Annotated in this window: 11 protein-coding genes; all 11 read right to left on the minus strand. The window is 39.3% G+C overall.

Features of this window, described 5'->3' with window-relative positions; genetic code table 11:
* Nucleotides 1–217 precede the first annotated feature (217 nt).
* Nucleotides 218–1516 carry an ABC transporter substrate-binding protein gene (locus tag ACNSTQ_RS10580; protein ID WP_418199799.1) on the minus strand — a complete coding sequence of 433 codons (1299 nt, stop codon included), beginning with the start codon at nt 1514–1516 and terminating at the stop codon, nt 218–220.
* Nucleotides 1517–1885: 369 nt separating this feature from the next.
* Nucleotides 1886–3229, minus strand: a complete 1344-nt coding sequence (locus tag ACNSTQ_RS10585; protein ID WP_418199800.1) for a GH1 family beta-glucosidase — start codon at nt 3227–3229, stop codon at nt 1886–1888.
* Between the two features lie 610 nt (nt 3230–3839).
* A complete protein-coding gene (katG, locus tag ACNSTQ_RS10590; RefSeq protein WP_418199801.1) occupies nt 3840–6050 on the minus strand; it encodes a catalase/peroxidase HPI in 2211 nt (736 codons plus the stop codon).
* 540 nt (nt 6051–6590) lie between these two features.
* Nucleotides 6591–6842 carry a hypothetical protein gene (locus tag ACNSTQ_RS10595; protein ID WP_418199802.1) on the minus strand — a complete coding sequence of 84 codons (252 nt, stop codon included), beginning with the start codon at nt 6840–6842 and terminating at the stop codon, nt 6591–6593.
* 444 nt (nt 6843–7286) lie between these two features.
* Nucleotides 7287–8675, minus strand: coding sequence for a 23S rRNA (uracil(1939)-C(5))-methyltransferase RlmD (rlmD, locus tag ACNSTQ_RS10600; protein ID WP_418199803.1), 1389 nt, complete (start codon nt 8673–8675; stop codon nt 7287–7289).
* Between the two features lie 162 nt (nt 8676–8837).
* On the minus strand, nt 8838–9701 hold the full coding sequence (locus ACNSTQ_RS10605; protein WP_418199804.1) for a PHP domain-containing protein: 864 nt from the start codon (nt 9699–9701) through the stop codon (nt 8838–8840).
* Complete coding sequence (locus tag ACNSTQ_RS10610; protein WP_418199805.1) at nt 9694–10137, minus strand: GNAT family N-acetyltransferase; 444 nt, start codon at nt 10135–10137, stop codon at nt 9694–9696. Before ACNSTQ_RS10610 ends, ACNSTQ_RS10605 begins: the two co-directional genes overlap by 8 nt.
* Nucleotides 10138–10147: 10 nt before the next feature.
* On the minus strand, nt 10148–10867 hold the full coding sequence (phnL, locus tag ACNSTQ_RS10615; protein ID WP_418199806.1) for a phosphonate C-P lyase system protein PhnL: 720 nt from the start codon (nt 10865–10867) through the stop codon (nt 10148–10150).
* A 23-nt stretch (nt 10868–10890) separates the two neighbouring features.
* Nucleotides 10891–12078, minus strand: a complete 1188-nt coding sequence (locus ACNSTQ_RS10620) for an alpha-D-ribose 1-methylphosphonate 5-triphosphate diphosphatase (RefSeq protein WP_418199807.1) — start codon at nt 12076–12078, stop codon at nt 10891–10893.
* A 31-nt stretch (nt 12079–12109) separates the two neighbouring features.
* Nucleotides 12110–12973, minus strand: coding sequence for an ATP-binding cassette domain-containing protein (locus tag ACNSTQ_RS10625; RefSeq protein WP_418199808.1), 864 nt, complete (start codon nt 12971–12973; stop codon nt 12110–12112).
* Nucleotides 12970–13827, minus strand: a complete 858-nt coding sequence (locus ACNSTQ_RS10630; RefSeq protein WP_418199809.1) for an alpha-D-ribose 1-methylphosphonate 5-phosphate C-P-lyase PhnJ — start codon at nt 13825–13827, stop codon at nt 12970–12972. Before ACNSTQ_RS10630 ends, ACNSTQ_RS10625 begins: the two co-directional genes overlap by 4 nt.
* Nucleotides 13828–13849: the final 22 nt, after the last annotated feature.

Raw genomic sequence — 13849 nt, forward strand, 5'->3', positions numbered from 1 at the left:
CAAGGTTACTAGTTAGAACAGCTTTATAGAAGAACTTTATAATATGGTGGTTGTCCCGAGATCCTTTTACGACAACTTGTAAGCAATGAGAGAAGCTGACACTTTTTTTAAAACCCCACTATGAGTAGTATTCTCATAGTGGGAAAGGATCAACGAAAGCCATTGCCATCGTTTGAAAAAGTACTTATGGGACACCCACTATTTTTTCATGAAGCTATTAGCGTCCGATAATTCTTTCAATTCTTTGAAGCGCAGAGTCCCACTCTTGGCTTACGTCTGCACCAGCAGCTACGTTATCAAGTGCTTCTTTCATTTCATCATCTACTGGATAGTATAAACGTCCTTTGTATACTGGTACTACTTGTTGCGCAGCTTCTGAGAATATTTGAGCCGTAGCAATTCCACCGAAGTAAGCATCTTCATACTCCAAGAATTCTGGCATATCATACACAGCAGGAGCTGATGGGAATAATCCGTAATCTAAAAATGCTTTTAATTGTTGTTCAGGTGCTGTTAACCACTCAATGAACTTGTAAGCTTCTTCCGCTTGCTCACTTTCAGCTGGTACAGCTAGGTATGACCCACCCCAGTTTCCAGCTCCTTCAGGCATTGTCGTGAGTGACCAAACTCCAGGTTCTGGACTGTTGTCTTTGATTACACCTTGCATCCAAGCTGGAGCTAACATTGTTGCGTAAGTTCCTTCACCCATACCAGAAAACCATTCAGGAGTCCAAAGAGGAATATCTCCAACTAAACCTTTATCAAGTAAATTAGCAACGTACTCAAAACCATCTTTAATTTGGTTGTGCTCAGTCATAATCAACTCGTCATCTGTGTTAAAATATTGCTGCGTTGCTTGATCACGACGTGCGTTGTAAATAAGCTCACCAGCGTCTGTCATAAGTTTACCCGTTTTGTCTTTAATTTCCTCAGCAACTTTCTCGAAATCATCCCAAGTTGCAACTAATTCAGAAACAGCTTCTGGAGAAGATTCGAAACCAGCTTCTTCAAAAACATCTGTACGATAGAACATTACTGTTGGACCAATATCCGTCGGTAATCCAAATAGGAAGTCGCCATCAGCATTTTCACCGTTTTGGAATACCCAATCAAGATAATTATCTCTTACAGCTTCTGCACCATGGTCAAATAGATTTGTAAATGCATGCTCTGCATTACGATATCTCTCAATTTGTGCTTCCTCAATCATCGTGATATCTGGCGCACCAGATCCAGCAGAAATAGAAGTAAATAAGTTGTCGTGTAAGTCATTCATGTCACTGTTTTGAAGGTTGATAGATACATGCGGATTCTCTGCAACGTATTCTTCAATTAATTTATCGTACCCAGTGTTACCGAACTCCCAGAATACTAATTCCACATCACCATCACCGATTGTTTCTGTCGCCGCGTCATCAACTACGTTCTCTTCTGGAGCATCATCGTTTCCGCCACACGCCGCTAGGAATGAAACAGCTAATACTGTCGATGCTGCTAGTTTCAAAAATTTAGACATTTTTCTTTTCCCCCTTGAATAAATTTAATTTTTGTTTTTACTAGTGAAACAAGTAACCCTATCGTAATCCGCTGTTCCATCACCTCCTCAAAAGATCTCTTTTATATAGAGCAAGCTTTCTCATAAAAGGGTTCGATCATAAGCTACCGTCTTGTAGTAACTCGCATTATTATCTCGGTCCCTTCTATTTTCTCCGTAGTAAGCGCTTACCATAGATACCATTTCACACCATAGAGCCAACATGAACTTACTAAAGCGCTTTAGTTGTCGCGCGAATTCTGAGGCAACACCCCGTCTCAATTAGTAATCGAAATACTATCAAAGCAGGGAGCGCCTCTTGAATTGCCTTTATGACAGTTAAAATATTTATTATACCTCGAAGAAATTATTTGAGATCGTTTGCTTGTACCAATAGAAACTGTCTTTCTTCGTACGTTCCAAAGTTCGATAATTGACGTGAACTATTCCAAAACGCATAGTGTATCCTTCAGCCCACTCGAAGTTATCTAGTAAAGACCAAGTTAAATATCCTTTAATATTTACACCTGTTTCCATACTTCTGTGTAAAGATACTAAGTGCTGTTTTAAATAGTCGACACGCTTGTTATCTTTCACTTGTCCATGCTCTGGTTCGTCATTGTAACAAGATCCATTTTCTGTAATATAGATCGGCACATCACCATAAGTCTCTCCGATATGCGTTAATACCTTGTAGAAACCTTCGGGGTAGACATTCCAGCCAATATCCGTTTTCAGATAACCAGTGTCAACCTTCTCATGGTCGAATAATCCTTCATTTTCCTTATAACGCCCCACACTGCCTGAGTAGTAATTAATACCAAGGAAATCAATTGGCTGGTGGATGATTTCCATGTCACCTTCTTCGATGTTTAACGTAACACCCTTCTTTTCAAACCAATCTACCATGAACTGTGGGTATGATCCTTTAAATACTGGATCAAAGAACCAGTCCATGAAGTAAGCATTAGCACGTTTACAAGCATCAATATCTTCTTGCTTATTACTGTATGGTTCGTTCCACTCCACATTCGGTGCGTAACCAATTTGCCCTTCCACCCCAAGTTCACGGAAGCGAATGACGGCCTTCCCATGAGCAACATGTAAGTGATGAGCCACATCCACTGCTAATTGAAGATCTTGATTTCCAGGAGCGTGGATCCCTGCAAAGTTAGATAAAAACGAAACACACCATGGTTCATTAAAAGTAATCCAATGCTTGATTTTCCCTTTGAATTCATTAAACATTACTTCAGCATAGTTAATGTAAGCATCAATCGTCTCGCGGTTGGCCCAGCCACCCCTATCTTGAAGTGCTTGAGGAAGATCCCAGTGATAGAGAGTACACATGGGTTCAATACCCTTCTCTAACAAACTATCTACTAATTGATGATAATAATCTAATCCTTCTTGGTTCAATTCACCAGTACCGTTCGGAAAAATCCTTGGCCAAGCCACTGAAAAACGGTAGAAATCAACACCTAAATCTTCCATAATTTCAAGGTCTTCATTGTATCTGTGGTAGCTGTCGCAAGCCACATCGCCATTGTCACCATTGACGACTTTCCCTGGCGTTTTAGAGAACGTATCCCAAATGGACACCCCTCTTCCTCCTTCATTTACAGCACCCTCAATTTGATATGATGCTGTAGCGACACCCCACTTCATATCTTTCGGAAATTGTATAACAGCCATCTCGAAACCCCTTTCGTAAACTAGTAAAAAAATATAATAATTAAAATGATTTACCTCAAATGAAAGCACTTTCGTAAAAGTGTATTCATTCTAACATTACACAGCAATTTTTATTCTATTATTAATTGGAAAACGCTAACAATTTCAATTAACTTGTAAGATAACGCTGAAATGTGACCTTTATGTCTGTCATTCATTGCAGGAAACCGCTTTCGTAAATTAATTATAAGTGCCCATAAATTTAAATGCAATACTTTTAAAAATTTTTTTCGAAACCACTTTAGTTTTTATGGCCAAATCTTGAACATAATAAAAGCACAATTGTTATGCTATTGAGCTGTTAATTATTAAATCATGTATTACTAGAAGCTCACTTGTACTGGCTAAGGCTTTGTTATTTCTAAAATATGTAAATGACTGTAAGTGAAATAGAGTATTCGGGTAATCTTCTAGAACAGCTTAAAAATAAAGAGAAATTTTGATCCATTAAGCTGATTTCTCTTCTAAGAATAATTCTACTACTCTAATTTCGTTGTTATTTTGATTATAAGTTGCAAATATGACAGAAGTAAAAACCGCCGTCAATAAACTGACGGCGGTTACCTTTAATTTATTTACCTGTTGTTTGAGCTTTTTTATCAAGCTTAAGATCGAAACGGTCTGCATTCATGACCTTAACCCATGCAGCGATAAAGTCATTGACAAACTTTCCTTTGTTATCGTCTTGAGCATAAACCTCTGCAATCGCACGTAGAACGGAGTTTGAACCGAATACTAGGTCAACAGTAGTTGCTGTACGAACAACTTTACCTGTCTTGCGATCACGTCCTTCAAATACATCACCGTCTGCAGGGTTCCACGCTACTCCCATGTCAAGCAAGTTAACAAAGAAGTCATTCGAAAGTATGCCTACACGATCAGTGAAAACACCATGTTGTGTCCCACCATAGTTTGTACCTAGCACACGCATACCGCCAATAAGTGCCGTCATTTCTGGTGCAGTAAGGTTTAACAGTTGTGCCTTGTCTACTAGAAGCTCAGCTGCACTGACACTATACTGTTTCTTTTGATAGTTACGGAAACCATCAGCAATAGGCTCTAGCACTTCAAAGCCTTCTACATCTGTTTGCTCTTGTGTTGCATCACCACGTCCAGGAGCAAAAGGAACTGTTACATCAAAGCCTGTATCTTGTGCCGCTTTTTCAATTGCCGCACTACCAGCTAGTACAATCAAATCAGCCATGCTGACTTTTTTATCTAGTTGACTTTGAATATCTTCTAAAACAGCAAGCACTTTCGCAAGTTGTTCCGGCTGGTTAACTTCCCACTCCTTTTGAGGAGCAAGACGGATACGAGCACCGTTAGCACCACCACGGTTATCTGATCCACGGAACGTACTAGCTGAAGCCCAAGCTGTTGTTACTAGCTCGCCAACTGTAAGTCCAGAATTTAAGATTTTTACTTTAAGCTCCGCTACTTCTGTATCTGTTAACTTATAATCAACTGTTGGTACAGGGTCTTGCCAGATAAGATCTTCTTCTGGAACTTCTGGACCTAAATATCTTGCTTTCGGACCCATATCACGGTGTAGTAACTTGAACCACGCACGAGCAAATGCATCTGCAAACTCTTCTGGGTTCTCATAGAAACGGCGAGAAATCTTTTCATATTCCGGATCATAACGCAATGCCATATCCGCGGTCGTCATCATTGTCGGTACACGAACGGATGGATCTTCTGCATCTGGTGCAAGATCTTCCTCGTCAGGGTCTACCGCAAGCCACTGATAAGCACCTGCAGGACTCTTTGTCAGCCACCAGTCGTATTTAAATAATAGTTCAAAGTAACCATTATCCCACTGGGTTGGGTTAGCAGTCCAAGCACCTTCAATACCGCTGGTGATTGTGTCACGGCCTTGACCGCTGCCATGTGAACTTAACCAACCTAAGCCTTGTGCTTCAAGAGGCGCAGCTTCTGGCTCTGGACCAACGTGAGCAGCATCTCCCGCACCGTGCGACTTACCAAAAGTATGACCGCCAGCAATTAGGGCAACCGTTTCTTCATCATTCATTCCCATACGAGCGAATGTTTCGCGGATATCTTTACCACTTGCAACAGGGTCTGGTTTTCCGTTAGGTCCTTCTGGATTTACATAAATTAGACCCATCTGTACAGCCGCTAATGGATTTTCAAGATCTCGCTCTCCTGAATAACGTTTATCTCCTAGCCATTCTGTTTCAGCACCCCAGTAAATATCCTCTTCTGGATGCCAGATGTCTTCACGTCCTGCTCCGAAACCAAAGGTCTTGCCACCCATTGATTCAATCGCAACATTTCCTGCAAGAACAAGTAAATCAGCCCATGAGATTTTGTTACCATATTTTTGTTTAATTGGCCATAATAACCTACGAGCTTTATCAAGGTTACCGTTGTCAGGCCAGCTATTAAGTGGAGCAAAACGCTGATTTCCCGTATTGGCACCTCCACGACCGTCACCTGTACGGTATGTACCCGCGGCATGCCAAGACATACGGATAAATAATGGTCCATAATGACCGTAATCAGCGGGCCACCAATCTTGACTATCTGTCATTAGATTGTGAAGATCCTGCTTGAGAGCATCGTAGTCTATTTTTTGAAATTCTTCTGCATAATTAAAGTCTTCTCCCATAGGATTCGTTTTTCTATCATGCTGATGTAAAATATTTAAGTTTAACTGATTTGGCCACCAGTCTCTATTTGATGTACCACTAGATTTACTGCTAGTAGCACCTCCGTGAAATGGGCATCCGCCAGTGTTAGCATTGTTTTTAGTATCCATATAATTTTTCCCCTTTCCCTGAAAAAAGTAGTAAAGCATTAAGCCTCTAGTCGAAAGCAACTAATAAAATTAAAATATAATAATAATTTTTAAAGAATTATTATTATAAAGTTATTCAAACATATAGAAATAATGACACAGTTGATGGAAGTCTACTTTCCATAGATACCCGACCTTGAATAGCTTGGTCTTTCACTTAACTATGTGTATTCTCATAACTGGCAGGTTAGACCTGATAAAATTCAGCAGAACTTTCCCGAGTTTCATATTTCTTTTTCTTTTGGATAGAGTTAATAGATCATTAACATATCCTCAGCTAAAGGCTTATCACCTTGTAAAAAGCTATAGCTCATTTGCTATAACTAAATGATAACAGATTTCACTTAAAAATCAATACTTATTTATAATAATTATTAAATAAAAAATATAACTATTAAAAAAGGGTATAAACGAGGTAATATTACCTCGTTTATACCCTAAAAACGGAAAACTGAAACTTGATTTTATTTTAGTAGAGATAACTATTCTATTAATTCCACTTTATATATTATTAAACTCCATGTTATTATATTTTTCCAACAACGCCTCTTCAACGAACTGTCTGCACTCAGATGATAGAGGAGATCTGTCTTCATGAATGATATCCCCAAATGGCCTGCCACCTAAAAACTTAACTTCACCTTCAAAAGATTTGCCCAAAACATTATCGTAGACTGAGAAGATTACAAAGGTTGTATTGTGTTGTGTACTCTGATAATCGGTTATACTTAAACCATGTTTATAATGTTGCATTTAAAATTCCCCCTACTTATTTCTTTATCAAGATGGTCGATTTTATTGATACTAAAAAGGAAGGAGCCATATAATGTCGACGATAGATATTAACGCTATACGCAAATGGAAAGGTATCCCTGATGATTTCAAACAGAAAATTCTAAGTAATGTATTTTGCATTAACTGTGGAGTCACAACCATTATCAACTATAGTATACATGATGACTCAGACGGCATTCTCCTTAAAGGAGTCTGTAAAAAGTGTAAAGAACCAGTAGCTCGATGTATTGAAGATTGATAACCGTATAATTTGAAGATTTCGTTTTCTATGTATTATTAACAAGAGAGAGGACATGAATGCTGCCTGTCCTCTCTCAACTTCTTCCGTATCATTTTCCTGCCCTTGAAACAAGAATTATTAGTAAGAAACAATTAAAACCGCTTATTATTACAACTTATTGGCTATTTCAACTCTATCAACGCGACGGTCTCCACGTGTGATGTATGAGGGAACATATCCACTGGTTGCAAATACTTCAACTTAAACCCAGCTTTCATAAGCTGATTAACATCTTTCGCCAGTGTGGACGGATTACAGGAGACGTACACCATTTTCTTTGGTTTTACCTCGATAATCGTTCGTAACAACGCATCGTCACATCCTGTTCTTGGTGGGTCGACGATGACAACGTCTGGTTTCCATCCTTGTTTGACCCATTTTGGAAGGAGCTTTTCAGCGGGTCCAACGACGTAATGAGCGTTACTGATTCCATGTTTTTCAGCGTTAGCATTCGCATCATCAATGGCTTCAGCAATGACGTCCATTCCTCTGACTTCGCCTGCTTCTTTTGCAACCCACATTCCGATCGTACCTACCCCGCAGTAGGCATCGACTACTTTTTCGTTACCCGTAAGCTGTGCTGCTTTTTTTACTTCGTCATAAAGCTTTACGGTTTGAATAGGATTGAGTTGGAAGAAAGCACGAGCCGATAACTCGAAAGATACGTCACCTAATGTTTCTTGAATGACTTCTTCTCCAGCGAGATGAATCGTTTCTTCACCAAAAATAAGGGATGTTCTCTTCCCGTTTACATTTTGAAGGATGGATGTGACTTCTGGTAATCTCCTCTTGATCTCCTCAATAAGTAAATCTTTTTTCGGAATCTCTTGCTGGGTTGTAATTAATACGAGTTGAATTTGACCTGTGGCAAATGCGACACGCGTTACAATTGTACGAATGATCCCTTTATGCTTTTTCTCGTTATAGATTGAGATGTTTAAATCCTCTAATATCTTCTTTACTTGTTGTGTGACTGTATTCGTCATCGGATGCTGGATCATACAGTCGGATATATCAATCAATTGATGCGAATTCATACCGTAAAGCCCAGCTAAAACTTTTTCTTTATGCTTTCCAACTTGCAATTGACTTTTATTACGGTAATTCCACGGATCTTCCATTCCGATCGTATCTTGTAATGGTAATTTATCTGGATGGATCTTCGTATGCCGCTCGAAAGCTTGTCTAACGATATCTTTCTTTTCCCGCAACTGCCCCTCATAGCTTAAATGCTGGAGCTGACAGCCTCCACACTTATCGTATAAAGGACATGGCGCATTGACTCGATCCGCTGATGGTTTTCTCATTTTTTTAATTTTTGCTTCTGCAAACTTTGGATTTACTTTTGTTACTTCAGCTACGACAACTTCACCTGGCAACGCTCCTGGGACAAAGACGATCTTTCTTTTGTAAAAACCTACTCCTTCACCGTTAATACCAAGTCTTTTAATCGTCAGTGGAAATTGTTGGCCTTTTTCAATTGTTACAGCTTCCGTTTTTTTATCTGTCATTTGGTTCACTCCGTCATTCATTAAAATCGTGTACTTATTATAGCATGGACGATGCAAACTTCCTAAACTCTAAAAACTCTAATAAACCTCTTATTGTCCTTTCAGTTTATTCAAAAGAAAAAAGCTCTCAAAAGGATTTGAGAACTTCGCATTGGTATTTAACTAGACACTTGTTTCAAATATACTCTGTTGTCTTTGCTTTAGTCTTTCTATGGTGTTTAATCCCATACATTTAGAACCAAGGTCTGTTTCCTTCTCTCCATAAAAGCCATGAAAGTCAGTGCCGCCGGTTTGAACTAGATTAAACTGGTCTGCTAATTCACTTGCCTTTCGTTCCTCCTCTTCCGCGTGCAATGGATGCTTGACTTCAATTCCTTCTAAGCCAATTTTGACCCATTCTGGAACAGCTTCAAAATTATTAAATTGTCCAGGGTGGGCTAACACTGGGACTCCTCCAGCTTCACGGATTGCCTTGATCGCATCGAAGACGTCAATGTACTCAATCGACTCAAATGCAATACCCTGAGTTTGCGCAGCTCCACCTCTTGAAAACAGCTTCTTATACAACTCTCCATAGATATGATCGGTGTAACCTTTCTCAAGAAGTACATGCATAATATGCTGCTTATAAACGCCTGTTCCTCCCGCGGTAAATTGTTCGACTTCTTCCCATGTAATCTCGTAGCCTGCTTCAATAATCTTCGCAACCATGTTTATTGAAGCTTGATGTCGCCTGTTGATCATCGGCTGACATAGATCATAAATAGCTTGATGGCCAGGTGTCACGTAGAAACCTAATATATGAGCTCGTGTCTGTCTTTTAAGGTCGTAAGCTGATATTTCAATTCCAGGAATAATCTCTATACCGTACCGTTCACCGAGTTCTATCGCTTCTTGAAGCCCTGCAGTTGTATCATGGTCAGTAATGGCTAAATGAGTCACGCCTTTCTCTTTAGCTAGTAAAATAACTTCTTCTATCGTTAAAGAATTATCGGAAACCTTCGTATGACAATGTAAATCAATCATTGGTTATCAGCTCCATCATAAAACTAATTCCATGCCGCTTAAAAACTAACGAGTCGTAAAAAGCATGGGCATCGGTTCTTTTTTCATTACTCGACAGCATCAGTTTGTAGCAGTTGTTTTCCGTTGCTATTTCAACTGCTTTCTCCATCATATATTTACCGATCCCCCTCCTCATAAAGTCAGGATGAACGACGACATTTTCAACAATAGCAAATTTTCTTCCACCGTGACCGAAATTATCACAAACTATTAAAGTGAAGGTTCCAGCCATTTGATCGTTATAATCTACGACGAGAATTTTATAGAAGGGATAAGAGTTTATATTGGCAAGTAATTGCTTAGCTTCCCTTAATGAAAGAATTGCATCCTGATCTAGTTCTTTTAGAAGCTCTAAATAAACATCAATTTCTTCTTCTTTTAACTCACGAATTTTCATTATTATCTCCTTAGGAAGAAAGATTTACTTTTTCATGCAAAATCCCGTCTTGTAAGTGGTATTGGCGATCCACGACGGTCTCCATAAAGTCAATATCATGAAAGATCCCTATCATACTCGTACCATTCTCTTTTAATTCAATGATCATTTCTTTCACCGCTTGTTTCGATGCATTATCTAATGAGGCAGTAGGTTCATCTAGAAGTAATAGCTTCGGTTTTTTAATCATCGCTTGCGCCAAGTTTAAACGAAGTTTTTCTCCACCACTAAACGTTCTAGGAAACGATGACCAAAGTGTTTCTGGAAGCTTAAAGTGTTGCAAAATTTCCTTTGTTTTCTCTGTGGCTTTCTTCGTCTCCTCCCCCATTTCAACTAAGGCTTCGGCTACAACCTCAATCGCAGTGACTCGAGGCATGACATTGAGAAATTGGGAAACATAACCGATTTCTGCTTTACGAATTGTCAGCATTTCTCTTTCGGTTGCTTGAACTAAATCAATCGGACCAAAGAGGTCTGAGTGATAGATCATTTCTCCTCCAGTCGGGATATACGTACGGTAAATACTTTTTAATACAGTTGATTTTCCAGCTCCACTTTTGCCTGTAATTCCGATAAATTCACCTTTATCTAGAGAAAAGCTGATGCCTTTACATCCAACGATTTTTTTTTCGTTAAAGTGGTGCATCATAAAAATCTTTTCCAGGTTGTTAACAACAAGAAGTTCATTCATCTATTTTTCACCTCTCTTAAGCATTAATAGACTTCACTAACTTGTGCATTGGTTTGATAATTCATTTCACAAACCTTTCTTCCGTTCACTAGTACCGCTTCAAGGATCGGTCGTTTGTTAAGTTCATTAATAATTAATAAATCAGCTTTCTTACCAACTTCAATAGAGCCTACATCTTGATTGATCTTTAGCGCTTTAGCTGGATTGTAAGTAACCATGTTCACAGCTTCATAGATTGGCATTCCACTATGGTATAACTTAAATACCGTATACAATAACGAAGATGGATAGTAATCTGAACAAAAAATATCGACAAGGCCGTGCTGAACAGCTTCCATAGCTGATAGATTGTTGCTGTGAGACTTACCAAGCAATGCATTTGGTGCTCCCATTACAACAAACAGATCCATTTCTTTGGCTTTTTGGGCTACCTCAAGTTCGATTGGAAATTCACTAATCGTTGCATTCCAGTCTTTTACGACCTCTAATTTTTCTACGGAATCATCATCGTGTGATGCAATTGGAACACCGTATTCATGCGCGAGCTCAGCTAATTGATGAATATCATCATCTGCTAGTTTCTTTAAAGATTTACTTTCTTCAATAAAGGAATCTGCCTGGTCTTCTGAATAGTGACGGTGTTCCATTAGTAGCTTTTTATGCACTTCGATATCACGGAACTGTCCTTGACCTGGGGTATGGTCCATAAACGAAAGCTGATCAATATCTTTTAATTTGATTAATGTTTTTACTTCTGGCATTGCTGTTAAATTCGTAATTTCATAGCGGAGGTGAGTTTTGTGACGAATCAGATGTTGCCCCCTCGCCAATCGTTTAATATCCTTTATTACCGATAAGACATTATCATTTCTTCTCGTCCATTTTTTAGCGTTTTCCTCCATTAAGGAAAGCGAGTGGTAAATCGTCGTTATACCTTCCCCAACCAGCTTTTTTTCTAACTCATAAAAGGAAACTTCAATTGGGAATGTACTGCTCGGCCTCGGTTCTAACTCAATTTCAATCGCATCACTATGCGAGTCGACAAACCCTGGAATGATCCATTTTCCAGTGGCATCAATATCTTCTGAACCAGCACTGCTAGGTGAAAATTCCTCAATCCCAACAATCGTTTCCCCCTCAATTAAAACGGTTCCATTCATAATAACTCGATCCGGCATTACAATATTTCCATGTATCCTTGTTATTTGCATTGTCCTTTTCCCACCTCTTCTTTTCAATTTCTTACAGTAAAGAGTGAACGAGTTGCTGGGTATAAGGGTGTTGTGGGTCCTCTAAGATTTGGTCAGTTAACCCGCGTTCAACAACTCTCCCGTATCTCATGACGACCGTTCGATCAGCTAACATCCGAATTACCCCTAGGTCATGAGAGACTACAATCATCGCCACATTAAGTTCGCGCTGAATTTTTCGGATTAAATCTAGTACTCTCACTTGTACAGATAAATCTAACCCTGTTGTGACTTCATCAAGGAGCAATAGCGGCGGGTTATTAGCTAACGCTTTAGAAATCTGAACTCGTTGCTGCATCCCTCCACTAAAATTCTTTGGTAATTCATCCATCCTTGATAAAGGAATTTCAACATGTTGAAGAAGTTCCCCCGCCCTGCTTCGAATATTTCCTACGTGTAAAGATCCTGAAGCAATTAACTTTTCCGCAATGTTTCCACCGCTTGAGAACGACATTTTTAATCCTAAAAGTGGATTTTGATAAACCATCCCGAGTAAGTAGTTACGAATGTATCGTTTTTGTTGAGCAGACTCATTAAAAATGTTTGTTTCTCCATTTCTATATTCTGACATTGTTGCTGAGCCCGACGTAATTTCATCATCAAAATACAAGCTTTTTACAAATGAACTTTTACCTGATCCGCTTTCGCCAACGATGCCTATAATTTCTCCTTTATATAATTCAAGATCTACATCAATGCATGCCCAAACACTGCCGCAATGAGGACAACGGTTATTATCGATCATTAGCATTTCAGGTGTTTCACAATGAGAGCAGCCTTTTCCGTATCGTTTACTTAGTCCTTTTACATTTAAAATAGGTTGAGCTTGTTCTTGATCTAGCAGTGTATCGTTCATGCTCCATTTCTCCTTTCTAGCTGTCTTTTTTGACAACAACCAGTATCCGAGCATTGATAAAATTTCGATGCTGTCTCATCCTCGTAGATTTCATCAAGGAAGGTATCATCGCTTCCACACAGGCGACAAGACAGTCCTTCAAAGCTTTCCACTTCAAATGGGTAATCTTCAAATTGCAATGGTACGACATCTGTATGTGGAGGAATTGCATAAATTTTCTTCTCCCTGCCCGCACCAAAGAGATACAGACCGTCGGCTTGGTTGAGTTTCAACAAATCGTAACGTGGAATAGGACTCGGATTAAAAATGTATCTTCCATTCACCATACTCGGATAATCAGCACCAATTGTAATCTTTCCCCAATGAACGATATCTTCGTAAAGCCTTAACCACATACTGCTATAATCCATCTCGGCGTGAAGACGTTTCGTATTCTTTTCTTTTGCTTCAACTCTTCTTAGCGGCTCCGGTAACGGGACTTGAAGGACTAAAATTTGGTCGTCCCTTAAGGGGATTTCTGGAATTCGATGTCGAGTTTGAATCACAGTCGCTTTTTCTGAATCATCCGTCGTTTCAATTCCTGAACAATTTCGAACTAATTTTTTAATACTAACCGCGTTTACACTATCATCGTAGCCTTGGTCAATTACCTTTAAGCAGTCAGTCTCACCTATGAGTGATAACGTTAGTTGCAATCCACCTGTCCCCCACCCTCTTCCAATCGGCATTTCTCTCGATGCAAAAGGAACTTGATATCCAGGGATTGCAACAGCTTTTAATGTTGCCCGCCTAATTTCTCGTTTTGATCCTTCATCTAAGAAGGCATAATTGTATGTTTGTTCGAGCTGTTGCACACACACCAACCCTTTCTGTGAA

Source organism: Alkalihalobacterium sp. APHAB7 (assembly GCF_048323755.1).
Classification (GTDB): Bacteria; Bacillota; Bacilli; order Bacillales; family Bacillaceae_F; genus Alkalihalobacterium.